This is a genomic window from Corynebacterium stercoris (assembly GCF_024160105.1).
Taxonomy (GTDB): Bacteria; Actinomycetota; Actinomycetes; order Mycobacteriales; family Mycobacteriaceae; genus Corynebacterium; species Corynebacterium stercoris.
Map to the genome: position 1 here is coordinate 16842 of NZ_JAMFTQ010000009.1, position 26758 is coordinate 43599.

Here is a 26758-nt window from a genome sequence, read left to right on the forward strand (position 1 = left end):
TTTACGAGTTACCTCCTGGGGCGGGTGTGGCGTTTGGTAATTCTAGCCCACCTTGTCCCTGGCCGGGCTGGGGCTGCGTGTTTTCCGGCGTGGCTACCTGCGGGGTTGCGGGTTGCGACGGCACCGACGGGCTCGGTGCCGGGGCCGGCGCGGAGGTCGACGGCTGGGCCGGGGCCCGCGTCTCGGTCTCCGGCTCGAACGTCACCGTCCCGGGTTCGCGCTGGTCACGCGGGACAGTCGGGCGCTCTGACACGGTTTCCTGCACCGTCGTGGTGCTCACCTGCGTCTCCACCGTGGTGGTCTCGGTCGGCGGCGGGGCCGGCGTGGTGGTCCGCGTCGGCGCGGGGCCGAACACCCCGTTCAGCGCGCCGCTGGTCCACGCCCACGCCGCGCCGCCGCCGATCAGGGCCAGCGCCAGGAGCGTCGCAATAATCGGCCCCGCTTTCGAGGACTTCTGCTTGCCGACGCTTTGGTCCCCGCGCATCGGCGCAGCAGCACGCGCCGGCACTGGGGCCGGAGCGGGCTGGCGCTGCGGCTGCGGCGGGCCGACCTGCTGGCGGTTGGCGGCTACGGCCTTCGCGGACGAGGGGGGATAGGCACCGGCGGGGCGGGTGGTGCGGTTCTCGGAGACGTCGGCAAGCACCTGTGTCGACGCCGTGGGGGAGGGTTCCGTCGCGATGACCTGGGTGCGTCCCCCCGGCTGCGCCGGGCGCATGCCGTCGCGGACCTGGCTGACGGCGAGCTGCATCTCGTTGCCGTCGCGGAAGCGCAGCTGCGGGTCCTTGCGCAGGCCGATTTCGATGAGCTCGCGCGCGGGTGCGGAGACGGAGATCGGCAGCGGCGGCGGCTCGTTGTTGACGTGCGCGAGCGCGACGGAGACGGAGGAATCGCCGGTGAACGGGCGGGAGCCGGAGAGCATCTCGTAGCCGACCACGGCGAGCGAGTAGACGTCGGATGCCGGGGTGACCGCCATGCCCTGCGCCTGCTCCGGGGAGACGTACTGCGCGGTGCCCACCACCATGCCCGTGCGGGTCAGCGGCACGGCGGCCGCGGCCTTGGCGATGCCGAAGTCCGTGATCTTGATCTGCCCGTTCTGGGTGATCATGAGGTTGCCCGGCTTGATGTCGCGGTGGATCAGCCCCATGCGGTGGATCAGCGCGAGGCCGTGCGCCGCCTGCTCGAGCACGTCGAGGGCCACGTCCTCATCCAGCTTGCCCTCGCGGGCGATGAGGTCCGCCAGGGATTCGCCGCGGATGTACTCCATGGCGATGAAGCACATGGTGAACCCGGCCGGGGTCTGCACCTCGCGGTAGTCGTAGGTGCCCACCACGTTGGGGGAGTTGATGCCCTCGGCAGCCAGCGCCTCGTTGCGGAAACGGTCTAAAAACTCCTGGTTGGCGGAGTATTCCGGGCGCAGCACCTTCAGCGCCACCTCGCGCTCGTTGACCACGTCATCCGCCAGCCACACGGTGGACATGCCGCCGTGGCCGATAATCCACTGCAGCTGGTAATCAGCGCCGATGAGCTGCTGCAAATCTTCGCGGTTCTCAGTGTTCATGCTGTGTCACCTCTTAGTTCCTTGCTGCATCGGAGTTCTCGGCCGGCGGGGGCGGCGGGGCGGGCGCGGCGTAGAGCACCGCGCGCCCCAGCGGGGAGGACACCTGGCCGCCGGTCGCGCCCGCGCCCAGGTTGCCGCCGTTCTTCACCACCACGGCCACCGCCACGTCCTTGCCCTTGTCAAAGGCCACGTACCACACGTGCGGGTCCGCGCCCTCGGCGTGCTCGGCGGTGCCGGTCTTTGAGGCGAAGCCGTTGCCGTCGTAGCCCCAGGTGGCGCGCTCGGAGCCGTACATCAGGTCCGCGATGGTCGCGGCTTCCTCCGGGGTGAGCGCCTCGTTGAGCTGCCGCGGGCGGGCCGCGGACACCTCGGTGAGGTCCGGGCGGAGCACACGCTTGACGACGTACGGAGCCATCCGCTTGCCGTCGTTCGCCACCGTCGCGGCCATGACCGCGGCCTGGGTTGCCGTCATGGTCACGTCGCGCTGGCCGATCGCGGACTGCGCTACCTCCGGCCCGCTCGGCAGGTCGCCGAGGGAGCCCGCGGCGGCCGGCAGGCCCATGTCGTAGCGCTCGCCGACGCCGAAGGCGGTGGCCGCGTCTCGCAGCCCGTCCGCGCCGGCAGCGAGGCCCATCTGCACAAACGCCGTGTTGCAGGACAGCGCGAACGCGGTGCGCAGCGTCACTTCGCCGCCGCCGGCGCAGGGCATGCCGCCGTAGTTGGTCAGCGGGATGTCCGTGCCCGGCAGGATGGTCTGCGCTTCGCCCGTGAGCAAGCTGTCCGGCGTGAAGCCGGCGCGCAGGCCCGCGGCGGTGGTGATGATCTTGAAGATGGAGCCCGGCGGCAGCTGGTCCTGCATCGCGTGGTTGAGCAGGGGCTTGCCCGGGTTGGCGTTCACGTCCGCCCACGCGCCCTCCGCCGTCTGCGGGTTGGCGATCAGGTTCGGGTCGTAGGAGGGGGAGGAGGCCATGGCGAGCACCTCGCCCGACGACGGCCGCAACGCCACAATCGCGCCCTCGAACCCGCGGCTGTTCAGCTGGTCAAAGGCCAGGGCTTGGAGCTGCGGATCGATAGTCAGCTCGACGGAGTTGCCCACGTGGTCATCCTCCTGGCCGGTGCGCAGGAAGCGGGAGGAGGAGCCGGCGGTGTCGCCGGTCAGCGAACCGTTGTAGCCGGCCTCCAGCTGGGCGGTGCCGTATCGGTCCGAGACGTAGCCAAGCACCGGCGCGAAGGAGAACGGCATGTTCGGGTACGCGCGCTGGTAGAAGCCGGATTCGTTCTTGAAGCTTTCCGCGAGCACCTGGCCGCCGGCGCTGATCTGCCCGCGGTTGATGCGCTTGAGGTCCATGGTGATGCGGGAGTTGCGCGCGTCCTGGGCGTACTCCTCCTCGCGGAAGCCCTGGACCACCGTGAAGTGCACCAAAAGCGCCAGGATGAGCAGCAGGGAGAACACCGCCCCCAGACGAATGGACTTATTCATCTAGGCGCTCACCTCCGCGCGTCGGCGGCCGGGGGTCTTGGTCATCGCGTTCGCGTCGAACTCCGCCGGGCGGTTCGCGGAGTTGGAGATGCGCAACAGCAGGCCGAACAGGATGTAGTTGGCCATGATGGAGCTGCCGCCGGCCGACATGAATGGCGTGGTCAGGCCCGTCATCGGCATCATCGAGGAGATGCCGCCGGCGACGACGAAGATTTGGATGGCAATAGTCGTCGCCAAGCCTGCGGCGAGGAGCTTGCCGTACGTGTCGCGCACGGTGAGCGCGGTGCGGAACCCGCGGGTAATCAGGACGGCGAAGAGGATGAGCACGCTGGCCACGCCGATGAGGCCGAGCTCCTCGCCGATCGCGGCGAGGATGTAGTCGGAGTGCACCACGGGGACCAGCTCCGGGTGGCCGTAGCCCAGGCCGGTGCCGGTCAACCCGCCCCAGCTCAGCGAGATGAGCGCGTTGGCGGGCTGGTTGCCGATGCCCTCAAAGTCCGCGAAGGGGTCGATGAAGTTGGCCACGCGCTGCTGGATCTTCTCGCTGACCTGGTAGACGGCGTAGCCGCCGATGGCCACAAGGCCCACGCCGATGAACAGCCAGGACGCGCGCGAGGTGGCGAAGTAGACCATCGCGAGCACGGTGGCGAAGAGCAGCAGCGCCGGGCCGAAGTCGTTGGACACGCCCATGATCAGGATCGCAATGGCCCAGACCACCAGGATCGGCGCGAGGTCGCGCAGGCGGGGGAACGTCAGGCCCAGGAAGCGCTTGCCGGCCACGGTGAACAGGGCGCGCTTCTGAGCCAAGAGCTGCGCGAAGAAGATCAGCAGCAGGATCTTGGAGAACTCGCCCGGCTGGATCGAGAATGGCCCGAGCCACAGCCAGATGCGCGCTTCCTCGTACCCCGGCGGCTGCGGCCACACCAGCGGCAGCGCCAGCAGGATGAGGCCCACGAGGCCGAGCAGGTAGGAGTAGCGCGAGAGCGACTTGTGGTCGCGGATGATCGCCATCGTGAGCACCATGAGGACCACGCCCACGAAAGACCACATCATCTGGCGCTCCGCCAGGGGGCCGTAGTTCGGGCGATCCGCGAGGTCAATGCGGTAGATGATAACCAGGCCGATGGCGTTGAGCAGTGAGACAATCGGCAGCATCGTCTGATCCGCGTGCGGCGCGAGGTAGCCGATGGCCACGTGCGCCACCGCGTACACGCCGATGAACCCGCCCACCAGGATCAGCATGTCCTGGCTCAGCGTCCGGCCCTGGCTCAGCTCGAGGCTGAACAGCATGAGCAGGAGCAAACCCGCCGAGCCGATCAGCAGGAAGAGCTCCTTTTTGCGTCCGAGCAGTCCGCTCACTTCGCCACCTCCCGGCAGGCCTGCGCGGGTTGGGCGGCCTCTGCGCCGTCCTTGTCCACGCAGACAGGCAGTGCCTCGTTGGCGAGCCTGCCCAAAAGGCCCAGCACCGCGTCGTAGGAGCCGCCCGGGAAGCGCTCCGTCGCGTCCTGGTGGCTGGCGGGCAGGTCCGACTGGTTGAAGACGTGGCAGCTGGCGGACTCCGGCACGTTCACAGACACGATCCGCAGCTGGTTCTTCTCGTCGATGCACGCGTGCTGGATTTCCTCGCGCTTCTGCTTCGAGCCGTGCTCGATGACAAACGCGCCGTCCTGGTCCACGTTGAGGAAGTACAGGTCAGTCGTCTTATTGCGCACCCACATCACCCCGGCGAACACCAGAATGATGGCCAGCAGTAGGCAGCCGACTACCCACGGCCAGACGGTGCGGCGGGGGCGTTGGGGGCGTTGGGGGCCCTCCGCATCGTCGGCGGCACCCTCAGCCGCGTCCGCGGGCTGGGTCTTCGTGCGGTTGTGGTCCGGCTGGATGGTCTCGGACTTGCGCAGCAGCGCCGCCGCACGGCTTGCCGACGAATTCGGGTGCGTCGACTCGTAGCCCGGCGCCAGCGCCCCGACGATCGCCGGGGCGGAGCTTTCCTCGCTTGCCGACGCCGCTCCCGCGACCACATCAGCAACCACAACCGTGATGTTGTCCGGGCCGCCGGAGCGCAGCGCCAACTCGATGAGGCGCTGGGCCGCGATCTCCGGGGTGCCCTGGTCGAGGGCGACGGCGATCGTCTCGTTGGTGACCGGGTCCGACAAGCCGTCGGAGCACAGCAGGATGCGGTCGCCCGCCTTGGCCTCCACCATCTCCAGGTGCGGCTCCACTGGGCGGCCCGTGTAGGCCTTGAGGATCAGCGACTTCTGCGGGTGGGAGGACACGTCCTCCGGGTTCAGCTTGCCCTCGTCGACCAGTGACTGCACAAAGGTGTCGTCGACCGTGAGCTGGGTGAGGGCGCCGTCGCGAAGCAAATAGCCCCGGGAATCGCCGACGTGGATCATGCCGAACTGGGTGCCGTTGAACATCAGCGCCGTGAGCGTGGTGCCCATGCCCTGCTGCTCCGGGTGCTCCGCGACGGAATCCTCGATCGCCGCGTTGGCGTCCTCCGCGGCCGCGCCGAGCAGGGCCAGCAGGTCCGCGTCGCCCGGCGACTTATCCAGGTGCTCGAGGTGGGTCACCATGAGCTGGGAGGCGATTTCACCGGCGGCGTGGCCGCCCATGCCGTCGGCAAGCGCGAGCAAGTGCGGGCCGGCGTACGCGGAATCCTCGTTGTTGCCGCGGACCAAGCCGCGATCGGACGCGGCGACGAAGTTGAGGTGCAGCTGCTGCGTGTTCTCCGTCATGGCATAAGCCTCACAATCGTGCGTCCCATCTTGATGTCGGTGCCCACTTGCACCCTCTCCGGTTGGTCGATGCGCATACCCTGCACAAACGTTCCGTTGCGCGAGTCTAGGTCCTCGATGAACCACTCGCTGCCCCGCCTGAACAGGCGCGCGTGGCGCGACGACGCGAAATCATCCCCAAGCTGGAAGTCGTTATCCGGCCCGCGGCCGATAGTCACGTCCTCCACGCTGGCGATCTCCATGTGCGAGCCCTGCAGCGGGCCCTCCACCACCGTCATCTGCCGCGCCTTGTCGCGCTTCACCGGTGCCTGCGCCGCCGCCTGCCGACGCACAACCCCAGCCGCATTCACCAAATCCTTCCGCTGCACCCACATAACCAGCAGGATGAACAGCCACAGCAGGGCGAGCAGCCCGAAACGGGCGCTCAAGATCACTGTCGGGTCCATGGGGTTCACCTTCCTTGGGGTTTGGGCGCTCCGGCGCGGCCGGAGCGGGGTCTCAGGCGCGGGGTCTTAGGCGCGGAAGTACTCCGTGCTCGGGTGGCTGGCAGCGTCGCCCGGGAGCGGCTCGGGCTGCTCCTGCACCTGCTCGGCCAGGGCACTCGCAGTGCGCGGCTCCACAATGCGCACCTCGATGTGGGAATGGCCGACGGTGATGACGTCGCCGTCGGCAAGCATCCAGTTCTCCACCGGCTCATCGTTGACGGTGGTGCCGTTGGTGGACTGCAGATCTACCAGCACAGCCACCTCGCCGTCCCAGGTGATCTCCGCGTGCTGGCGCGACACGCCAGTATCCGGCAGGCGGAAATCAGCCTCGTTGGAACGGCCCAGAATGTTGGATCCCTCGTGCACGAGGTAGGTACGCGACGAGCCGTCCTGCAAAAGGAGGCTCACCGTCGGCAGGCCGCCGGCGGCTTGCGTGGTGTTGGGTTCGGACATCTCATTCTCCTGGTTCTGCGCCAGCTTCCCGAGACGGGAGCCGGCACCGGGCTTCGGCTCCGCGTAGATCGCGTCGAAGCCGCTGGCCACATCGGGCTCAGTGTCAATGTACGAGGACACCCGCAGCTGACCGGTGCGCAAACCGGACTCCTCCGCGATCCGGACAACCGCCGGACCGTCGAGGTACCAACCCTGGTTGCGCACGTACCGCATGAGCTGCTCGGCGAGGTCGACGGGCAGATCCCGCTGCTGCGACAGGTTCTCCAGGTCCTTCGACGATACGCCCACGGCGTACACGTTCGGCGCCACAACCTCATCCTGGTCCGTGACCACGATGGAATCCTGGGCCTCCTGGCGAATCAACTCCTCGATCTCAGCCGGCACGACCTTGCCGCCGAACACCGCCGCCATCGAGTTATCCAGCCCGCGCTGAATCGAACTATCCAGCTTGGCCAACCTATCCATGAATGACATCTACCCGCACCTCCTTTCTCTGTATGCCTTTGTATGCAGCTCAGGGCACTTTCCGCGCACGCAAGAACGGCCGAGCGAGCTTCAGGTGCTTTTCGACGCAGTAAGTATATGTCCCACAGCTGCCCGAACCTAGAACCGCGGCTGTGCTCCAGCTGCCGATAGAGAGGTGCGACCGCTGACAGCTCCAACCTTGGGGGGTCGCTGGAGCTCTCAGCGCTGTTGCCGACAGGTGATCAGTTGAAACGTGCAGGTCAGCCAGTTTGCGCTGACAGCTCCAACCGCTGACAGCTCCAGCCGCGGGTGCGAATGGAGCTCTCAGCGCTGTTGCTGACGTGTGTCAAATTGAAACGTACAGGTCAGAAGGTTGACGTTGACAGCTCCAGTCGTTGAGAGCTCCAACCGGTAAGCCGAATGGAGCTCTCAGCGCTGCTGCCGACAGCTGACCAGTTGAAACGTGCAGGTCAGCGAGATTGCTTTGACAGCTCCAACCGCTGACAGCTCCAGCACCCCCTTGCACTTCTCCCCATTAGTTGGACTGTGAGATCGGTTCCTGACTAGTGGGGAGTTTGATGTGCGCAGTGACAGTTCGTTGTCGGAGGAGCAGCGGGCACAGTTGGTGGATTTGTTTGAGCAGGGGTTGGGATCTTCTGCTGCAGCGAGGCTCGTTGGTGTCTCCTCCGGCGGCGCGGACGTTGTATCACCGGTACGAACTTCGTGGCAGGCTATGTCTTGTGCAGAAACCGACTCGCAAGCAGCAACGCACAACGCAAAGTTCATCAACCGAACCGGCAGCCTCGACCGATTCACGGTCTACTCGTAAACCAAGCCCCCACACACAATCAATCGGACACTCTCAAGAGGACAAGCTTCGACGGGAGATTGAACGGTTGCAGGCCGAAAACGCGTATTTAAAGAAATTGCGGGACTTGAGGAATCAGGGACGTGCCTGAAGGTCCAGGTGATCGTCATCTTCAAGGCGGATCACGGTTCGGAGTATGCCGCTGCGGGTCTTGCCCGTCGAAGTACTCGCCGACGCCATCAGTGAGTACATCACCTGGTGCAACACCGAACGAATCCAAGAAAGACTAAAAGGCCTAACCCCGATGCAGTACCGGAACCAACCCCTCAAGCCCCACCAGACCAACTTCTGGGGGCAAGTGCAGGGGTCGCTGGAGCTCTCAGCGTTGTTGCCGACAGGTGACAAGTTAAAACCCGCAGATCAATGAGTTGGCGCTGACAGCTCCAATCGCTGACAGCTCCAACCGCAAAGCCGAATGGAGCTCTCAGTGTCGTTGACGACAGCTGACCAGTTGAAACCTGCAGGTCAGCGAGATTGCGCTGACAGCTCCAATCGCTGACAGCTCCAGTTAGCCCACCCTAAGTGGAGCTGTCAGCGTCGGCGGGTGCCAAGAGCACGCTGGCCGGGGCCCTGACCTGCCGCAGCCCCGCCCTCAACTCACACCTACCCGACACCGTAGCCCGACCCCGCCCCAGCCACCCCCGCACCAGACCTCCCCGCCGCCCCCGCAAATCCCACCGTGAGCTGCCGATTTGTTTCGGCGCGGTAGCGCGGTGCTATAGTGATCGAGTCGCCCGCCCGGGTGGCGGAATTGGCAGACGCGCTGGCTTCAGGTGCCAGTGTTCGCAAGGACGTGGGGGTTCAAGTCCCCCCCCGGGCACAGATGGAACCCCGAGGTAAGTCAATTACCTCGGGGTTTTGCCATACGCAGGGTTTCTGCAGGGGTATCCTCCACACATGACCGAGATCCCCGTGCAGAAACGCGACACCCTCATCGACGCCTACTTCGGCGAGTTCGGTGGCCAGTACGTGCCGGAGCCACTCTTTCCGGTGCTCGACGAGCTGGAGAAGGCGTTCGTCGAGGCCCGCGAGGACGAGGAGTTTCTCGCCGAGCTAGCTGAGCTGCAGGCGAAGTACCTCGGCCGCCCGACCCCGGTCTACGAGTGCAAGAACCTGCCGCGCCTCTCCACCGGGGAGAAGATGCGGCATGTGCGGCTCTTCCTCAAGCGCGAAGACCTGGCGCACGGCGGCGCGCACAAGGGCAACCAGGTGCTGGCGCAGGCGCTCATTGCGAAGCGCCTGGGCAAGACCCGCCTCGTCGCCGAGACCGGCGCGGGCCAGCACGGCACCGCGACCGCTATGGTGGCAGCGCTTATGGGCATGGAGTGCGTGATCTACATGGGTGCCCAGGACGTGGCGCGCCAGCAGCCGAACGTGCGCCGCATGCGTCTCATGGGCGCGAAGGTGGTGCCGGTGACCAGCGAGGACGGCGGCTCCATGTCGAATGCCATCGACGTGGCGCTGGGCAACTGGGTGGAGAACCTCGCAACCACCCACTACGTGCTGGGTTCCGCGTGTGGGCCGCACCCGTTCCCGACGCTGGTGAAGGAGTTCCAGCAGGTGGTCTCGCGCGAGTCCCGCGAGCAGATGCTGGCGGAGACCGGCCGGCTGCCGGATGCCGTCGTCGCGGCCGTCGGCGGCGGATCGAACGCGATCGGCGCATTCGCGCAGTACCTCGAGGACCAGCCTGGCAACGAGGGCGTTCGCCTGATCGGCGTGGAGCCGGCGGGCGAGGGCATCGACACCCACAAGCATGGTGCGCCGCTGGCTCACGGCAAGGTCGGCATCCTGCACGGCTCCCGCTCCTACGTCGTCACTGGCCCGGACGACGAGCTGATGGCGGAGTCCCACTCCGTGTCCGCCGGTTTGGATTACCCGGGCGTGGGACCGGAGCACGCGCATTTGATGCACACGGGCCGCGCGGAGTACGTCATCGCCACGGATGCGGACGCGCTGCAGGCGTTCCGCATCCTGTCGCGCTACGAGGGCATCATCCCGGCGCTCGAGTCGTCCCACGCGCTCGCGCACGCGCTGCGCATGGCGGAGGACGCGGAAGCGGCGGGTCAGGAGATGAACATCCTGGTCAACCTCTCCGGCCGCGGCGACAAGGACCTGGACTACGTGTTCAACATCCTTGGCGACCTGATCTACGAGGACCCCTTCGAGTCCCCGGTGGGCGACATCCGCGTTTCCGAGGTGCTCGCCGAGATGACCAGCGCCTCCAACGAGCGCGAGGGCGACAACACCGTCTCCCACCACTAGCGGGGCACGCGATATAGTCGCGTCCCGTGACTAGGCAGCCCAAACCCGAGCCCACCACCGCGGCGCAGCGGTGGACGTTCTTCGCGGTGATCTCGCTCGGGCTGTTCATGATCAGCTTGGACAACTCGATCCTCTACACGGCGCTGCCGGAGCTCTCCGCCCAGCTCGGCGCGACGCCGGGGCAATCGCTGTGGATCATCAACGCCTACCCGCTCATGCTCTCGGGCCTGCTGTTGGGCACCGGCACGCTCGGGGACAAGGTGGGCCACCGCCTGATGTTCATGGTCGGTCTGGCCATCTTCGGCGTCGCTTCGCTGGCGGCGGCGTTCGCGCCGACGGCGTGGGCGCTCGTCGTGGCCCGCGCATTCTTGGGCGTGGGCGGCGCGACGATGATGCCGGCCACCCTCGCGCTCATCCGCCTCACCTTCGCGGACGAGCAGGAACGCAACACCGCCATCGGCATCTGGAGCTCGGTCGCGGTGGTCGGCGCGGCCCTCGGTCCGTTGATAGGCGGGGCGCTGCTCGAGGTGTTCTGGTGGGGCTCCGTTTTCCTCATCAACGTCCCCGTCGTCGTGATCGCCCTCGCGCTGACGGTGCTGCTCGCGCCCGAGAACGTCCCCAACCCCGCGAAGCACTGGGACGCGGTGTCCTCTCTCTACGCACTTGTCGGCCTCCTCGGCTTCACCATGGCCATCAAGGAGGCGGCGAATCCGGAGCGCACGGGCTGGTTGCTCGCCCTGGCGCTCGCGGCGGCGGTGCTCGGCGGCACGCTCTTCGCTCGGCGCCAGACGCTTCTCGACGATCCCTTGCTCACCTTCGACATCTTCGGCTCGCGCCTATTCACCGGCGGCGTGCTCGCCGCCGTGGGCAGCATGGTGGTGTTCATCGGCGTCGAGGTGATGACGGTGCAGAAACTCCAGCTTGCCGACGGCTTCTCCCCGCTCCAGGCGGGACTGGCAATCGTCGCGATGGCGGTGGCGGCGATCCCGGCCTCCACGCTCTCGGGGGCGAATCTCTACCGCGCCGGTTTCCTGCCGCTGGTCTCAGGCAGTTTCGTCGTCGCGACTGTGGGGATCGGGTTCCTGGTGTGGGGCTCGACAGCGGCGTCGTTAAGCGTGGAGCTCGTGGGGCTCGTGGCGATGGGCATCGCGGGCGGGGCGATCATGGGCGTGGCGTCGATTGCCATCATCGGCGCGGCGCCGATGCACCGCTCCGGCATGGCCGCGGGCGTGGAGGAGGTGTCGTACGAGTTCGGTGCGCTGATCACGGTCGCGGTGACCGGCTCGCTCATGGCGCGGTGGGTGGTGCTGGGGCAGGAGACGCAGCCCTACGAGGTTGCGTACGCGGGCGCCTACCACGCGGTGCTGTGGCTGCTGGGGATCGCGGCCGTGGCGTTCGCGCTGCTCACCTGGTGGTGCTTCCGGGACAACCCGAAGTCGGGGTCGCTCGTCGCGCACTAAACCCTTGACCGCTCCCCGGCCAACCCTTTAGGGTAGGGTTACCTTACGGGAGAGAGGTTAGGATAACCGCATGCAGTTTTCGGATGCAGCTACGGCGCTGGCCGCCAACATCGCCACCCGCGCGCTCGCGGGCGGCGGCGACATGATGCTCGTGGCCTACCGCGAAACCGGGCAGCCGACGATCGATGTCGCCGCGCACGGGCTCGACGCGGCCGGCAACCTCATCGTCACCTGCTTTGCGGACGACGTGCCGGGCACTGAGCAGCTCGACGTGCGTGTCGACGTTCTTTTCCAGGCCCCGCAGTTCCACGTCACCATCTCGGCGGCGAGTGCGCACGCGTTGGCGACGGTGGAGTGGGTGTCTGCGGAGGGGCCGTGGATGACCGGCGTGCTCGACCTCGAGCAGATCCACGTCCACCACATCGGCCGCCCCGCGAGCTTCGCTGTCGAAGACCTTCGTCCGCTGGCCCTCGGCTTGGGCGAGGTGGACGATGACCGCCTCAGCGCCTACGACACCGTCTCCTGCCTGGGCGAGCGCTGCCTGAACACGCTCTTCGACGCAGCAGCGCTGAACCTCATCCCGAACATCCCCGGCGAAACCCACCCGTACGGCGGCTGCGCGCACACGCAGAACCAGATGTTCGTGGTGGACGTCTGCTCCGCGGGCGTGACGCTGCTGCGCACGACGAATGCTGCCCGCCAGACGGTGCACGTCGCGCTGTCGCGCCCGGCGGTGGATCTTGTTGACTTGGCCGGCCAGCTCACTGGTCTGGCCGCGGAGGCCTCGGGCTGGCACGCGGAATCGCGTATCTGACAGCCGCCCGGGTGTGGAAACGGGGCCTCGCCTGCGCCGGCGGGGCCCCGTTAGCCAATCGTCGAAAAGTGAAAGTGCTTATGCGACCTCGTAGTTCGCGCAGTTCGCGTCACCGGTGACCTCGATTGCCTCGTTGGTGCACATGAGGTCGGTGTTGTGGGCGCACTCGAGGCGGTGGCAGGCGCCGACCTGGCCCTCGGCCGGGCGGGAGCTGCGGGCGTCGAGCGTAGTGAAGGTGCCGCACGCGGCGGTGTCGGTGCCCGCGACGGTGATGGCGAGCGCGGTGCAGCCGCCGTCGTTGAATGCGCAAGCGGTGGTGGAGCAGGAAGCGATCTTGGTTGCAGTTGCCATGGTGAACTCCTTGGTTCTAACGGGGGTCAATCGGTGCTTCTGCGTATCTGACAATGCCCACCCTAGGGCGCAAAACAAACCCCCGCAAGCAAGGAAAACCTATGCTGACCTGCAGAAATAACGCAACAAGCGTGTTGCGTAAATCGGTGGAACTAGACTCGCGGGCATGTCTCTCCCCGTGTCCTCGCCAGTGCCGCAGTACCTCCAAGACATCCTCGACACCGTCCGCGACCAGGACGGCGGCGAGACGGCCGATTACATCGAGAAGCTGAAGAACGCCGACCCGGACAAGCTCGGTCTCGCGCTGTGCACCACGGCCGGGCACATGTACGCGGTGGGGGATTGCGACTACGAATTCTCCATCCAGTCCATCTCGAAGCCGTTCATATACGCGCTCGCGCTGGACATTTACGGCGCGGAGGAAGTGCACAAGTACGTCGGCGTGGAGCCCTCCGGCGACGCGTTCAACGAGCTTTCTCTGGACAGCCAGGGCCGCCCCGCGAACCCGCTGATCAACGCCGGCGCGATCACCGTGAACCAGCTCATCGGCGGCCCGAACATCCCCATCGAGGACCGCATTGAGAAGACCCGCGACTACCTTTCGCGCCTTGCGGGGCGCGAGCTGCGTATCGACGAAGAGATTTTCGAGTCCGAAATGGCCGGCGCCGACCGCAACATGGCCATCGCCCACATGCTGCGCGAAGCCGGGAAGGTGACCGACTCCGCACTCGATGCCGTGACCACCTACATCAAGCAGTGCTCCGTTTTGGTCACCGTGCAGGACCTCGCCGTGATGGCCGCGACCCTGGCCAACGGCGGCACGCAGCCGGTGACCGGCGAGAAGATCCTCACCGCCGAAGCCTGCCGCGTCACCCAGGCCGTGATGGTCTCCGCGGGCATGTACGACGCCTCCGGCCGCTGGATGGTGAACGTTGGCATCCCAGCGAAGTCCGGCGTGTCCGGCGGTTTGATCGGCACCATCCCGAGCCAGATGGGCATCGCCTCGCTGAGCCCCCGGCTGGACAAGCAGGGCAACTCGGTGCGCGGTGTCAAGGTGTTCAAAGAACTGTCGAGCGGCCTCGGCCTCAACCTGATGTCCTCCGACTACTACATCGCACCGGGCATCCGCAGGGTGGACCACAAGGGCGGCACCACGGTGGTGGAGCTGCAGGGGCGCATCAACTTCATCTCCGCGGAGAAGATCCTCTACGACCTGGAGGAGCGCAACCTGGTCCGCGGCGACCTGGTGCTGGACGTGTCCGGCGTGACCTCCTTCAACAAGTCCGGCCGCAAGCTGATCAAGGACGGCCTGCTGCGCTTCCGCGAGCAGGGCACCAAGGTAGCCATCTACGACCCGGAGGGCGCCTTCCCGGATTACGAGTTCTCCGACGGCTCCACCGCCGATTCGGTGAAAGACCTCGAAGTTTCCTTCACCGTGCCGGCCGCCCGCCAGCGGGTGTTCGACGCGATTACCAAGCCGCGCCAGTGGTGGGAGGACCGCGTCGAGGGCGAGGCCGACGAGGAAGGCGCCGGTTTCACCGTGGAGAGCGATGCCCAGAAGGTCGCGCTTACCGTGCAGGAGGCCGACGACGGCAAGCGCGTGGTCTGGCACGTCGAGCCGACCGGCGACGAGAAGTCCGACCGCGAGTGGGACGACACGTCCCTGATCTTCGACATCGAGGAGGACGATGCCGGCGAAACCACCGTCAACTTCACCCACCGCGGCCTGCTGCCGCACGACGCCGGCTACGAAGAGGCCGAGCAGACCTGGCGCGACCGCATCCGCGAGCGCCTCGAGCCGCTGATCAAGCGCGACGAGCACGGCGAGAGCGACGAGAGCGGCGAGGTTGCCGCTGCAGACTCCGGCGAGCGCATCGAGATTCCGGAACCGGAAAATTCGTAGCGTTCGCGGCGGAAAATTCGTAGCATTGGGCACATGACCTACCTTCCCCGAGCGGTTGACCAGCAACTGGACAGTCTCATGCCGTTCGTCGGCGCCATCGCCATCGAGGGTGCGAAAGGTGTCGGCAAGACCGAGACGGCGGGCCGCCGGGCGTCGACGGTGCTGCGGTTGGACCGCGAACAGGACGCGTCGATTGTGGGGGCTGACCCTTCGCTTGCGTCGTTACGCAAACCGCTCCTCCTGGATGAGTGGCAGCGCCAACCACAGTCGTGGGACTACGTGCGCCGCGCGGTCGACGACGGTGCGGCGCCCGGTAGCTTTCTCCTCACGGGTTCGGCTACCCCGGTGACGGGGGCGGATACGCACAGCGGCGCGGGAAGGATCATCGCGCTCCGGATGCGCCCACTTGCGCTTTTTGAACGGGCTGGGTGGGAACCGTCGGTAAGCATGGCGGCGCTGTTTCGGGGCGAGGCGGAAATCGCGGGAGAAACGGACAAGACGCTCGGCGATTACGTCAGCGCGATCGCGTCCAGTGGCTTTCCGGGGTTCTATGGCGCCCCGGCGGTGGTTCGCAATGAGCAGCTCGACTCCTACTTGGCCCGCGTCGTTGACCGGGACCTGCCGGAGCAGGGGTACTCGGTGCGCAGTCGCGATTCGCTCCTGAGCTGGCTTGCGGCCTACGCGACAGCGAGCTCCACCAGCTCGAGTTATCAGGAGATTCTCGACGCGGCCACGCCGGGGCAGGCGCAGAAACCCGCGAAGACGACGACGCTGACGTACAGGGAGAAGCTCTCCGAGATCTGGATGCTCGATCCGGTGCCGGCGTGGGAGTTTCGACGTTCTCCGTTCGCCGGCTTGGCGCGCGCCCCGAAACACCAGCTCGCGGACCCGGCCTTTGCGCTGCGGCTCCTGGGGATCCCGGAAAGTAAGCTCACTACCCGCTTCAACTACATGCTGGGGCCCTTGTTCGAGTCGCTAGCGACGCTGTCGGTGCGTGTCGCGGCGCAGGCGGTGTTCGGCAAGGTGAGTCATTTCCGAACGTCGAAAGGCGACCGCGAAATCGACCTCATCGCGCAGGATCAGGACGGCGGCATCATCGCGTTCGAAGTCAAACTCAGCGCCGATGTGCGCGACGACGATGTCCGCCACCTCCAGTGGCTGCGGGAAAAGTTGCCTGACGACGTGGTCGACACCGTGGTGCTGAACACGGGCAGCCGCGCCTACCGACGGGCGGACGGCGTCGCCGTGGTCCCGCTGGCGCTGCTCGGCCTCTGAGGGCGTGTAGCGTCGGGGATTGTGAGTAAGGAAGCAATCGCGAACACCATCTGGTGGCACGTGTACCCCCTCGGCGCGACCGGCGCCCCGATCCGTGACCGCGGCGAGGTCGACGCCGGCCACCGCCTGCGCGACCTCGAACCGTGGCTGGACTACCTGATTGAGCTGGGCTGCAACGGCCTGCTCCTCGCCCCAATCTTCGAATCCGTGGGCCACGGTTACGACACGCTGGACCACTACCGCATCGACTCCCGCCTGGGCGACGACGCCGACTTCGACCACCTCATCGCCGAGTGCCGCGCCCGCGGCATCAACGTGATGCTCGACGGCGTGTTCAACCACGTCGCCCGCACCCACCCGTGGGTTGCGCAGGGCCTCGCCGGCGACACCGACTGGGAGGGCCACGGCGAGCTGGCCACGCTGCACCACGCCGACGATCGCATTCGGGACGCGGTCGCCGACATCATGTGTCACTGGCTGCGCCGCGGCATCGCCGGCTGGCGCCTCGACGTCGCCTACTCCGTCCCGCCCGAATTCTGGCGCGCCGTACTGGCGAAAGTCCGCGAAGAATTCCCGGACGCGATGTTCCTCGGCGAAGTCATCCACGGCGACTACGCCGAAATCGCCGAAGCCGGCTCCCTCGATTCCGTCACCCAGTACGAACTCTGGAAGGGCATTTGGAGCTCGCTTCACGACGAAAACTTCTGGGAACTCGCCCACGCCCTCGAACGCCACCAGGCGATTGCGGCGCGGATGCTGCCGAACACCTTCGTCGGCAACCACGACGTCGACCGCATCGCCAGCAAGGTCGGCCAGGACAAGGCGATCCTCGCCCTGGCCATCCTGATGACGCTGCCCGGCATGCCCAGCATTTACTACGGCGACGAGCAGGGCTTCGAGGCGATGCGCGGCGAAGGCTTCGGTGCCGACGATTCCGTCCGCCCGCCCCTGCCCGAGTCGCCCGATGGCTTGTCGCCGATGGGCGAGTGGATCTTCCGCGAGCACCAGGCGCTCATCGGCCTGCGCCGTCGCAATCAGTGGCTCACCCACGCGGAAGTCGAGGTGCTGGATAAGACCAACGAGACCATCACCTACCGCGCCAGCGCCGGTCATGGTGCCGACGGCAGCGGAAGCGAGGAGCTCTACCTCGACGCGTGGGTGCAGCCCGCGCCGGGCGTGCGCGTGCGCACCAGCGACGAGACGCTCTACGAGTGGGTTCCTTAGCCCACGAAGCGGCCAACCAGACTGCGGTACGCGCGGGCGGTGAGCTCCACGTCCTCCACCGCGACGGATTCGTCGTGGCTGTGCAGCGTGTCCAGCACGCTGCCGAGGGTTTCACTGCGGTTGTGCAGGGCGAAGCCGTAGCCCACGCCGCCCTTGCGGCGGCCGAAGCGCAAGTCCGACCCGCCCGCGGCGATCGTCGGCACCACGGGTACGCCGGGGAAGAACTCGTCGAACGTCGCCAGGATCGCCTCGTAGAGCGGGCCGGAGGTGGGGGAGAGCGTCGCGTCTTCGGTGATCAGATGGGTGATCTCCACCTCCTCGGCGAGGTCGCCGAGCGCGTCGGTGAGTAGTGCGTCGATGTCCTCCTGCGTCTGGCCGGGCAGCGGGCGGATGTCCAGTTCCAGCCAGGCCGTCGACGGCAGCACGTTGATGGCGCCGCCGGCGCGCAGCACCGTCGGGGCGATCGTCAGGTGGCTCATCGCGTGCGAGTAGCGCTCGAGTTTTCCGAGGGCGGAGTAATCGCTGCCGTCGAGAAGCGCCTGCTCCGTAGCCTCATCGAAGCGGAAGGCGCGCACGTAGCCCGGCCACGGCTCATCGCGCGTGACGTCCGGGGTGATCGCGGCGACGCGGCGGGCCACCTCCGCGATTTTGGCCACGGCGAGGTCGCGGCCGTGCGGGGCGGAGCCGTGGCCGGCGTCGCCGTGGATAGTGAGACGGCGTTGGCCTGCGCCTTTCTCGCCTACCACCACAACGAGCGCGTCGGAGCCGTCCGCGACGGGCAAGTGTGAGCCGCCCTCCTCCGACAGGCAGTTGCGCCAGGAGAACGCGTTCGGGGCGTGCTCGGCGAGCCAGCCGGCGCCCAGGCCGCCGCGGGCCTCCTCGTCCGCGCAACCGACGAACGTCAGCGTGCCGCGCGGGCGGGTGCCGGAGCGGGCCACGTCGCGCACGGCGGCGGCCATTGCGGCGGTGATGTAGAGCATGTCGGTGGCGCCGCGGCCGTAGATGCGGCCGTCAATCTCCTCGGCTCCGAACGGGTCCGTGGTCCACTTGGCTTCGTCTACCGGCACGACGTCGGTGTGGCCGAGGAGGGTGAGGGGCTCGGCGGCGGGATCGGTGCCGTCGATAGTAAAGGCGATGGAGACGCGGCCCGGGTGCGGCTCGAAGCGTTGCGCGCGCACCTCGATGCCCGCCTCCCCGGCGTCGGCGAAGAAGCGCTCAAGCGTGTCCGCATTGCGGAATTCCTGGCCGGAATCGGCGGTGAGATCGTTGACGCACGCGTTGCGGATTAAGTCCTTGAGCAGGGCAATCGTTGCGTCGGTCAGGTCGGTCGGGTACGCGCTGGAAGCCATGCTGCAGATAGTAGCTCCGATCACATCCGGCACCCCTTCCGGTGTGGCATGATTTTGTCCCGTACCTCCCGGTACTTTCGGGGTTCTCATTACTTGGTGAAAGGACGGCTTGGATGGCTCGACGTCAGGCCAGCACTGACCCCCGCGCCGTGCGCACGCGCGAGGCGCTGCTCAGTGCGACGGTGGACCTGTTGGCAACCCAACCGGCTCACGAACTCTCCGTGACCAGCATCGTCCGCGCGGCCGGGGTCAGCCGCCAGGTGTTCTACGAGCACTTCACGGACCGGGACGCGGTGGTGCTGGCCGCCGGACGCGAGATGTTCGAGCCCGCATACCGCGAGTTCGCCGACAGCTTCGACTCAGGTTCGAGCTACCCCGACCAGGTTGCCAAGCTCTTCGGCCGCCTCGCCGAGCACGAGGGCGCCGTGCGCAACCTCCTCGATTCGCCGGCGCAGGGCAAGCTGAACCAGATCGTGCAGGACCTGCTGCTGGCGCCGATCCGTACGGAGTTGGCCGAGCACCTCGCGGCGGCGAACGTACAGGTGGACGACGCGAAGCTGGAAGACACGGCGATTTTCCTGGCCGCCGGCACCCAGGGCGTGTTCTCCCGCGGGTTTGAGGAGCGCGTTCCGGCCGAGGAGATTGCGCGACGCATCGAGGGCGTGCGCCGCACTCTCGGCGCCTACGCGATGGGCACGGCCGACTAGTTGTTGAACGAAGCGAGGACCTCGGCGATCGCGTCGAGGGCGTCCGTCGTGTCCGTCATGGAGCCCGCCTCGCTCACGGCGCCGATGGCGATGCCGTACGTCACGCCGCCGATGCGCCCGAAGCCCATCTGGCGGGACTGGTAGGAACCGTCGGTATCGATGTCGCCCCAGCCACCCTTGAACGGGATGCCGACGCGGCCGAGTCCCCAGCTCTGCTCCTTCGCAATGTTGCGCATGTGGCCGATGATGACGTTGTCGTTGACGTCGTCACGCTGCGACAGCTCCCACGCGTAACGCGCCTGCGACGCGAACGGCCACGGCGTGCGGCCCCACGCGATGTCCACGCGCGACCCGATCTCCTTGCGCACCAGCTCCTGCGCGCCGCCCGCGTCCTGCAGGCACGCCCAGAGCTGGTTCGTGGCGTCGTTGTCCGAGATCTCGATCGCCGCCGTGATGAGGTCCTCGAGATATGCCTCGTTGTAGTCGCAATGGCGCAGCGCGGCGAAGGAGATGGGGATCTTGATGGTGGACCACGCCGGCAGGCTGGCGATGGTGCCGCGGGAGAGGATGGTGCTGCCGTCGAAAAGCGCGAGCCCGATCTGGGTGTCCGTGGCCGCCTCGATGCGCTCGATCGCGGCTTCCAGCAGGTCAGCGTCCGCACCGGGGGCGGGGGTTGCCGACGGCGTGTCAACAACCTGCAGCGGGCTCTCCGGCGCCGCACTGCAGCCAGCAAGGGTTACGGCGGCGCACGCGACGGCGCTTGCCCACGCCCGCTTTCTGATCACGCCAGTAGTGTAGGCCCTATGGAGAAAGTCGCCAGCGCACACCTTGCCGTTGCGGAGCTTATTTCGCTTTACGACGCTTCCTGCCAGCTCGCAAGGGACACCATCGCCAGCGGCGACTACGAACGCTACGCCGGCGTGCGCTACCCCAAACTGTCCGTCGACGTCACGGAGTGGCAGCCCATCGACCGCAGCGAGCCCTTCGGCTACGTCGACGAGGCCGGCATGTACTCCGCGGTGCTTTCCCGCCCCGACCTCATGCAGCGCTACCTCGAGGCGCAGCTTGAGGCGCTGACCTCGAACTACGAGTGCGACATCTACGTCGGCTACTCGGACGTGCGCATCCCGCCCGAGTACATCGCCGGGATCGAGGGGCTCGACGACGTGCGCGCGTCCAACTCCCCGCACGTCCCGCGCCCGACGCTCGACTACGTCGACGATGCGATCGTCGACGGCCACTGGGACGCCTTCCACGGCGATGAGAAGCCGCTGTTCCACTTCGGGCCGCAACGCTTCGACCTGGCGCTCGCCCGCCTGGAGCACTACACCGGCATCTCGCCGGAGAGCATGCAGAAGTACATCCTGTTCACCAACTACGCCATGCACGTCACCGAGTTCGTGCGCTTCGGCGTGCGTTCCCTCTCCGAGCCGGACTCGCGCTACACCCGCCTGGTGCTGCCCTCCGGCGAGAGCGTGTCCGACACCGTGGTGGTCGAGGATCTCGAGCTGGGCTCCAAGTTCCAAATGCCGCGCTACGACCTGGTCACCGAAAACGGCGACGGCATCACCATGATCAACATCGGCGTCGGGCCCTCCAACGCCAAGACCATCACCGATTGCCTCGCCGTCCTGCGTCCCGAGGCGTGGATCATGATCGGCCACTGCGCCGGCATGGACGCCCGCATGCGCATCGGCGACCTGATCCTCGGCAACGCCTACGAGCGCCGCGACCACGTCCTCGACGACCACATCGGCCGCGACCAGCCCATCCCCGCCGTCCCCGAAATCCAGCGCACCCTGGAAAAAGCCGTGGAGAAGGTCTACGGCGACGAGACCTCCCTCATGCGCACCGGCACCGTCTTAAGCACCGGCGACAGGAACTGGGAGTGGAAATCCCCCCGCGACCTGTGGGATTGGCTGCGCGGCTCCACCGCCGCCGCGGTTGACATGGAATCCTGCACGCTGGCCGCCAACGGCTACCGCTACCGCGTGCCCTACGGCACCCTCCTCGCCGTCTCCGACCTTCCGCTGCACGCGGTGCCGAAGCTTCCCGCCGGTGCGCAGGCGTTCTACTCCAACTCCAAGGAGGCCCACGTCATGTGCGCCGTCCGCGCCATGGAGCGCCTGGCCAAGCACCCGCGCCGCCTGCGGACCAGGAAACTGCGCCGCACCATCGGCGAGGTGCCGTTCAGGTAGGGGCCCGCGGCCGGCCGGCCGGGCGGGTCTGGCGGGCCGGGCGGGCCGGGCGGGTCTGGCGGGTCGGGCTGGTCGGGCGGGTCTGGCGGGTCGGGCGGCGCAGCGCGGCTAGGCGCCCCGCTGAGGGCGTGGCCAGGCGCACCTCTCTGACCTGGGGGTTTGCTGCCGGACTCCGGGCTGAAGCTTAGGGGCATAACTGCAGGTCAGATTCCGGGGCAGGTGTTTAGGGGCATAACAGCTGGTCATCGACTTTTTGGTCAGCTGTCGTGGAAAGTTTGAATAAATTCGGTGCCAGCAAGTATGCCCCGGAATACCTGCCCCGGAACACCTGCCCGGGAATACCTGCCCCGGAGTTGGGACGGTCGGCCTGACCGCGGGCCGGGTGGGGCACGGTACGCCAGCCGCGCCCGGGGGCCCTGCCGAGCCGGGCACCTCGCAAGGCACGGAACGCCAGCCGGGCACGGAACGCCAGCCGGGCACGGAACGCCAGCCGCGCCCTGCGCCCCACGCCCCGCGCCCCGCGCCCCGCTACGGACCGCGGTTGTAGGCGTCGCGGACGAGTTTCAGGAACTGGGCCGGGTTGTGTTCGAGGTCGTAGGGCGGAAATCGCAGGACGCGCTTGCCGGCGTTGGTGAGGTCGTTTTCGCGGCGCTTCTCTTTGCGCAGGACGTCGTCGGTTTTGCCGAAGGTCTCGCCGTCGTACTTCACAGCGCCGTCGATTTCGATGACCAGCCAGCCGTCGATGATGATGTCGACGCGGTAGCGCCGCCCGCCGGCGTAGATCTCGACATTCGCCTGGATGTCGGTGTAGCCGTCGGCGATGAGGAGCGCACGGGCGTAGGACTCGGGAGCGGAGTCGGGGCGGGTCGAGCAGTACTCGGCGGCGCGGCGGGCGGCGGCAATCCCGCGGAACCGCTTCGAGGTGGCGACTTTGCGCTGCAGGCTGTCGGGCGTGAAGTCTTTGAATTTCACCAGGTAGTCGGCGGCGACGAGGGCGTGCAAGAAGCCGTCGAAACGCGCAATGTCCATGAACGTGCGGAAGAGGCTGGTCGTGGACAGGTTGGTGCCGCTGATGATGTCGCCCGCGCCGAGGTCCGCGCGGATGTACTGCACGCCGGCGGGCCACTGCGCCGGAGGCGGGGTCGATTTGAGAATGAGATGCACGGTGTCGAGCGGCGTGTTCGCAACCCACATGCCGTTGAGGTACGCGGAGGCGCGGCCGGTCACCACCGCTTTTCGTGCAGCACTGCCGATGCAGAACGCCCGCAGCCAGTGGCGTTGATGGACTGGCAGCTGGAGAAAATAATCGTCGGCAATGGCGTGCGCGGCGGAGAGCCGCAGCAAGCGACCGGCAGCGAGCTGCTCTTTCACCCCGATGTCGAGGTCGAGCTGCGGCCGGGCATCGATGAGCTGCGTGCGAAGTTCGTCTTTCCAATCCCCCATGCCGTCGATCATGACACTGCGGCGGCCAAAACGGAATGCAGTGTCCACCGAAGTGTGAACCGCTACGGTGAGAGGGTAATGAACACCACGACGCAGTTCGACGACCCGGCGATCGCGATGGCGCACCGCAGTGCCGTGCGGTCGATCGAGCGCGTCGTGAACGAGACGGCCGATCCGACGGAGCCGCACACGGCGAAGCAAGAAATCCTGGACCTCCTCGACAACCCCAAGGCGCTTATCGTCACGGGCGCGAGCATGTCCACGGAGTCGGGCATCCCGGATTACCGCTCGAAGCACGGCCGCCTGACCAAGGGCCGCCCGATGACGTTCCAGGAGTTCGCGCACTCGCCCGCGCAGGTGCGCCGCTACTGGGCGCGCGCGTTCGTCGGCATCCAGTTCATGCGTGCCGCTGCGCCGAACCGCGCGCATTACGCGCTGGTGGAGTTGGAGCGCGCGGGGCTGATCCGCGGCGTCGTGACGCAAAACGTCGACGGATTGCACGCGGAGGCGGGCTCGTCCAACGTCATCGCGCTGCACGGGGACATGGACCACGTCGTGTGCCTCGATTGCCACACGCTGCACGAGCGCTCGCTTATCGACGCTCTTTTCAACGCCGCAAACCCCGGATACTTCGAATCGGTGCAGGTCGAGGGCGCGATGATCAACCCGGACGGCGACGTGGAGCTGCGCGACGACGACGTCAGCCGCTTCGAGATGATCGGCTGCCCCGCGTGCGGCAGCCACCGGCTGAAACCCAACGTGGTCTACTTCGGGGAGAACGTGCCGAAGCCGCGCCGGGCGGAGGCGAACCGGTGGCTGGATGAGGCGACGTCGGTCATCGCCATCGGCACGTCGCTGGCGGTGATGAGCGGCTACAAGTTCGTCCTCGACGCCAAGAAGCAGGGCAAACCGGTCGCGGTGATCAACGGCGGGCCGGGCCGCGCGGACGGGAGAGCGGACACGGTGTGGCGCGCGAACGTCGGCGACGCGCTCGACGAGGTCTTAGACGGGTTGGGTCTATGAGGGGCGCGTCGATCGCAAACGCCGTGGGCCTGGCGGTAGCGCTCGCGTTCGGCGCGTGGCGCTACAGCATCAACCACGGCGACCTGCACAGCATCTTCCGCACCAGCGTGCCCACCGACCTGCAGGTGTACCTCCTCGGCGGCGAGCTGGTCCGCAACGGCCAGCCGCTCTACGAGGCCGATCTGCTGCCGGGCCTCCCGTTCACCTACCCGCCGTTCGCGGGCGTGGTGTTCTCGTGGTTCGGTGAGGCCACGTCCGCCCTCGGCATCGCGTGGACGGTCGTGTCAATCCTGACGCTCATGTGGGTGGTGTGGATGTCGGCGCGGGCGACGCGGACGTCGGCACGCGTGGTGCCGATTGTCCTGCTCACCGCCTTTTTCGTGCTGTGCACGGAGCCGGTGCACGCGACGCTGTTCTTCGGCCAGGTCAACATTTTCCTGATGGCGCTGGTGTGCCTCGACTTTCTGCCGCGGCGCTACCGGCTGCCCGGGATCGGCATCGGGCTGGCGGCCGGGTTCAAGCTCACGCCGGCGTATTTTGTGCTGCTCCTGGCGGTGCAGCGGCGGTGGGGCGCGATGTTCGTCGCCGCGTTCACGTTCCTGTGCACCGTGGCCACGGGGTTCACGGGCGTGGCGGACGCGGGCCGTTTCTGGACCGAGTCCATGTTCAACTCGGACCGCGTCGGCTTCGCGGACAATCCGGGCGCGCAGGCGATCCGCCAGGTGCTGGAGCGCGAGTTCGGCATCGAGTCCACGCCGCTGTGGCTCGCGCTCGCCGCCGCGGTCACGGCACTCGCGGCGTACGCGGCGCACATTGCTTTACGACGTTCGAACACCACCCTCGCCCTCGCCATCATCGGCATGGCATCCTGCCTGGTCAGCCCGTTCTCGTGGCATCACCACTGGGTGTGGATCGTGCCGTTCGGCGTGGCCGTCTACGCCGCGTGGGGCGTGCTGCCGATGCTGCTCATGATGCTGCCCTACGCCGCGATCAACGTGGCCCACGAGGTGTTCTTCGTGCCGCCGCTGCTGTTCACGCTGGTGCCGATCGGGTTCATGGCGTGGTACGCGTGGCGCGGCGCGGACGGGTCGGTAGCCTCGGGCACATGAGTGACTCCCGCTACCCCGGCGCCCGCATCTTCTCCTTTGAGGGCGCCCACCCTGTCATCGACGAGACCGCGTACGTCTCCCCCGGCGCCACCATCATCGGCAACGTGGTGCTCGGCCCGGACGTGAACATCTGGCCCGGCGCGGTGCTGCGCGGAGACGTGGGCAAGATTGTGATCGGGGCGCGCTCGAACATCCAGGACAACTGCGTGGTGCACGTGGACACCGGCGGGGAGACTGTGCTGGGTGAGGACGTGACGGTGGGCCACATGGCCATGCTGCACTCCTGCGTGATCGCTGACGCGTGCCTGATCGGCATGTCGTCGACGGTGCTGTCGCGCAGCGTGGTGGGGGAGGGCAGCATCATCGCCGGCGGCGCGCTGGTGCGCGAGGGCCAGGTGATCCCGGAGTTCTCCCTGGCAGCGGGCGTACCGGCGGAGGTGAAGCGCGAACTCAACCCGGCGACGCGTGCAGACCGCGTCACCCACGCGGGCACGTACGTCGAGCTAGGGCGCCGCTACCGAGAGGGGGTCGCGGAGTACCAGGTCTAAGGCCGCGGCGCGGGCGATGTCGCGCACCATCTCGCGGTGCGTCGGCAAAAGCCGCAGGTCCAGGTTCTTGCCGACGGTCTCCCGCACCGCCTGCGCGAACGGCGCCGGTGCCAGCGGGTCGTCGATGAACGCGCTGCCGGCCACGACGACGGTCGCTGGCTGGTAGGTCTCGCACAGTTCGCCGACGAGCTGGCCCAGGCCGCGGGCGCGGCGGTCCAGGGCGGGGCGGGCCGCGTTTTGGACGCGGGCGTTAGTCACGGCGTCGTGCAGCGTGCGAACGGAGCTGTCGCCGATGCTGTCCAGCAGGCCCTGGGTGGTCAGATCGTCGCGCGAGACCTCGACGGGCTCGACGCCGTCGGGGGTGGTCACGGCGCAGGCGATGGAGTCGTCGGCGAAGAGGGCCAGCGTCGACGGGATGGTGAGGTCCCGGCTGGACTGCAGCTCCGAGCCGACGATCGCGGCGCTGACCGAGGTGACCAGCACCGGCACGGAGAACTGCTCGCGCAGCTGCGGGCCGAAAGGCACGTTGTTCCAGCCCAGGTTAGGGGCGGTGACGCGGCCGTCGTCGGTCACGGTGCCGGAGGCGGTCACGCCGACGGTTGCCAGCGGGCGGCCGATCGCGGCGGTGAGGCGGTTCAGGCCCGCCATGATGTGCTGAATGAAGTCGTCCTGGTCCAGCTTCGCCACCGGCAGCTCCGCGTCGACGCAGGTCAGGGTGCGGCCCTTCACGTCGAACAGGGCGATGTAGGTGGACTCCGTGCCGATCGACACGCCAGCGTGCACGGCCTCCGGGTCCGCCAGCTCAAGCGGGATGGTCGGGCGGCCGCGGCCGTTCGACTTGGCCAGGTCCATGCGCTCGGTGACGTAGCCCGCGCCGACCAGCGCCGTCACCGCGCGGGTGATGGTTGGCTGGGACAGGCCGGTCGCCTCGATGAGCTCGCTTCTCGACGTCAGCTCACCCAGCCGCACCAGATGCAGACACTTGGCGGCAGGTGAAGCGGGACGTGAGAAGGCCATAAATGCATTCATACATCAGACTAGACCG

The 26758-nt window shown here is 67.4% G+C and carries 23 protein-coding genes, 1 tRNA gene and 1 pseudogene; 14 read left to right on the top strand and 11 right to left on the bottom strand.

Annotated elements, in window-relative coordinates; all coding sequences use genetic code 11:
• Position 1 precedes the first annotated feature (1 nt).
• The 6 genes from M5J20_RS07860 to M5J20_RS07885 all read right to left on the bottom strand — a co-directional run bounded on the left by M5J20_RS07860 (position 2) and on the right by M5J20_RS07885 (position 7188).
• Entirely contained in the window at positions 2-1558 is a 1557-nt protein-coding gene (locus M5J20_RS07860) for a serine/threonine-protein kinase (protein ID WP_253578253.1), read from the bottom strand.
• 13 nt (positions 1559-1571) lie between these two features.
• A complete protein-coding gene (locus M5J20_RS07865) occupies positions 1572-3038 on the bottom strand; it encodes a penicillin-binding transpeptidase domain-containing protein (RefSeq protein WP_253578255.1) in 1467 nt (488 codons plus the stop codon).
• The gene (locus M5J20_RS07870) at positions 3039-4397 is read right to left on the bottom strand and encodes an FtsW/RodA/SpoVE family cell cycle protein (RefSeq protein WP_253578257.1); all 1359 of its coding nucleotides are present in this window, start codon (positions 4395-4397) and stop codon (positions 3039-3041) included.
• Positions 4394-5776, bottom strand: a complete 1383-nt coding sequence (locus M5J20_RS07875; protein WP_253578259.1) for a PP2C family protein-serine/threonine phosphatase — start codon at positions 5774-5776, stop codon at positions 4394-4396. Before M5J20_RS07875 ends, M5J20_RS07870 begins: the two co-directional genes overlap by 4 nt.
• Positions 5773-6222: an FHA domain-containing protein FhaB/FipA gene (locus M5J20_RS07880; protein ID WP_253578261.1), complete on the bottom strand. Its 450-nt coding sequence runs from the start codon at positions 6220-6222 to the stop codon at positions 5773-5775. The genes M5J20_RS07875 and M5J20_RS07880 overlap by 4 nt, the downstream gene beginning before the upstream one ends.
• A 66-nt stretch (positions 6223-6288) precedes the next feature.
• Positions 6289-7188 (bottom strand): FHA domain-containing protein, encoded by a 900-nt coding sequence (locus M5J20_RS07885; protein WP_253578263.1) that lies wholly within the window; start codon positions 7186-7188, stop codon positions 6289-6291.
• 857 nt (positions 7189-8045) lie between these two features.
• Here M5J20_RS07885 and M5J20_RS07890 point away from each other — a divergent pair.
• The 6 genes and pseudogenes from M5J20_RS07890 to M5J20_RS07910 form a co-directional block, all read left to right on the top strand.
• Positions 8046-8230: pseudogene (locus M5J20_RS07890) on the top strand (hypothetical protein); the annotation flags it as partial.
• Positions 8184-8414: an IS3 family transposase gene (locus tag M5J20_RS11515; RefSeq protein ID WP_367614931.1), complete on the top strand. Its 231-nt coding sequence runs from the start codon at positions 8184-8186 to the stop codon at positions 8412-8414. The pseudogene M5J20_RS07890 and the gene M5J20_RS11515, both read left to right, overlap by 47 nt.
• Positions 8415-8783: 369 nt before the next feature.
• Positions 8784-8867 (top strand) — tRNA-Leu (locus M5J20_RS07895).
• 77 nt (positions 8868-8944) lie between these two features.
• On the top strand, positions 8945-10309 hold the full coding sequence (gene trpB, locus M5J20_RS07900) for a tryptophan synthase subunit beta (RefSeq protein ID WP_253578265.1): 1365 nt from the start codon (positions 8945-8947) through the stop codon (positions 10307-10309).
• Positions 10310-10335: 26 nt separating this feature from the next.
• Entirely contained in the window at positions 10336-11769 is a 1434-nt protein-coding gene (locus M5J20_RS07905) for an MFS transporter (RefSeq protein ID WP_367614932.1), read from the top strand.
• A 70-nt stretch (positions 11770-11839) separates the two neighbouring features.
• Positions 11840-12583 (top strand): hypothetical protein, encoded by a 744-nt coding sequence (locus tag M5J20_RS07910; protein WP_253578267.1) that lies wholly within the window; start codon positions 11840-11842, stop codon positions 12581-12583.
• A 78-nt stretch (positions 12584-12661) separates the two neighbouring features.
• On the opposite strand, the gene M5J20_RS07915 is transcribed toward M5J20_RS07910, so the two are convergent.
• A complete protein-coding gene (locus tag M5J20_RS07915) occupies positions 12662-12934 on the bottom strand; it encodes a DUF1540 domain-containing protein (RefSeq protein WP_253578269.1) in 273 nt (90 codons plus the stop codon).
• A gap of 166 nt (positions 12935-13100) precedes the next feature.
• Here M5J20_RS07915 and M5J20_RS07920 point away from each other — a divergent pair, with 166 nt between their 5' ends.
• Genes M5J20_RS07920 through M5J20_RS07930 form a run of 3 tightly spaced genes read left to right on the top strand, consistent with a single transcriptional unit; the run spans position 13101 to position 17336 of the window.
• The gene (locus tag M5J20_RS07920; protein WP_253578271.1) at positions 13101-14837 is read left to right on the top strand and encodes a glutaminase; all 1737 of its coding nucleotides are present in this window, start codon (positions 13101-13103) and stop codon (positions 14835-14837) included.
• A 33-nt stretch (positions 14838-14870) separates the two neighbouring features.
• Positions 14871-16112: an ATP-binding protein gene (locus M5J20_RS07925; RefSeq protein WP_253578273.1), complete on the top strand. Its 1242-nt coding sequence runs from the start codon at positions 14871-14873 to the stop codon at positions 16110-16112.
• A 21-nt stretch (positions 16113-16133) separates the two neighbouring features.
• Positions 16134-17336, top strand: coding sequence for an alpha-amylase family protein (locus tag M5J20_RS07930; RefSeq protein WP_253578275.1), 1203 nt, complete (start codon positions 16134-16136; stop codon positions 17334-17336).
• Here the strand turns inward: M5J20_RS07930 and M5J20_RS07935 are convergent.
• Positions 17333-18685: a M20/M25/M40 family metallo-hydrolase gene (locus M5J20_RS07935; RefSeq protein ID WP_253578277.1), complete on the bottom strand. Its 1353-nt coding sequence runs from the start codon at positions 18683-18685 to the stop codon at positions 17333-17335. The two genes, M5J20_RS07930 and M5J20_RS07935, sit on opposite strands and share 4 nt — an antisense overlap.
• Positions 18686-18798: 113 nt before the next feature.
• On the opposite strand from M5J20_RS07935, the gene M5J20_RS07940 reads away from it, so the two are divergent.
• A complete protein-coding gene (locus tag M5J20_RS07940; protein WP_253578279.1) occupies positions 18799-19392 on the top strand; it encodes a TetR/AcrR family transcriptional regulator in 594 nt (197 codons plus the stop codon).
• Here M5J20_RS07940 and M5J20_RS07945 read toward each other — a convergent pair.
• The gene (locus M5J20_RS07945) at positions 19389-20177 is read right to left on the bottom strand and encodes a serine hydrolase (protein WP_253578281.1); all 789 of its coding nucleotides are present in this window, start codon (positions 20175-20177) and stop codon (positions 19389-19391) included. The two genes, M5J20_RS07940 and M5J20_RS07945, sit on opposite strands and share 4 nt — an antisense overlap.
• Positions 20178-20195: 18 nt before the next feature.
• Between M5J20_RS07945 and amn the strand changes: the two genes are divergently transcribed.
• Positions 20196-21590 carry an AMP nucleosidase gene (gene amn, locus M5J20_RS07950; RefSeq protein ID WP_253578283.1) on the top strand — a complete coding sequence of 465 codons (1395 nt, stop codon included), beginning with the start codon at positions 20196-20198 and terminating at the stop codon, positions 21588-21590.
• A 528-nt stretch (positions 21591-22118) separates the two neighbouring features.
• Here the strand turns inward: amn and M5J20_RS07955 are convergent.
• Positions 22119-23081, bottom strand: coding sequence for a putative endonuclease domain-containing protein (locus M5J20_RS07955; RefSeq protein WP_253578285.1), 963 nt, complete (start codon positions 23079-23081; stop codon positions 22119-22121).
• 30 nt (positions 23082-23111) lie between these two features.
• On the opposite strand from M5J20_RS07955, the gene M5J20_RS07960 reads away from it, so the two are divergent.
• The 3 genes from M5J20_RS07960 to M5J20_RS07970 are packed head-to-tail and all read left to right on the top strand — an operon-like array spanning position 23112 to position 25713.
• A complete protein-coding gene (locus tag M5J20_RS07960; RefSeq protein ID WP_253578287.1) occupies positions 23112-24056 on the top strand; it encodes a Sir2 family NAD-dependent protein deacetylase in 945 nt (314 codons plus the stop codon).
• Positions 24053-25165 carry a glycosyltransferase 87 family protein gene (locus M5J20_RS07965; protein ID WP_253578289.1) on the top strand — a complete coding sequence of 371 codons (1113 nt, stop codon included), beginning with the start codon at positions 24053-24055 and terminating at the stop codon, positions 25163-25165. The genes M5J20_RS07960 and M5J20_RS07965 overlap by 4 nt, the downstream gene beginning before the upstream one ends.
• Positions 25162-25713, top strand: a complete 552-nt coding sequence (locus tag M5J20_RS07970; RefSeq protein WP_253578290.1) for a gamma carbonic anhydrase family protein — start codon at positions 25162-25164, stop codon at positions 25711-25713. Before M5J20_RS07965 ends, M5J20_RS07970 begins: the two co-directional genes overlap by 4 nt.
• Here M5J20_RS07970 and M5J20_RS07975 read toward each other — a convergent pair.
• Positions 25669-26730, bottom strand: coding sequence for an ROK family transcriptional regulator (locus tag M5J20_RS07975; protein ID WP_253578292.1), 1062 nt, complete (start codon positions 26728-26730; stop codon positions 25669-25671). The genes M5J20_RS07970 and M5J20_RS07975 overlap by 45 nt on opposite strands.
• Positions 26731-26758: the final 28 nt, after the last annotated feature.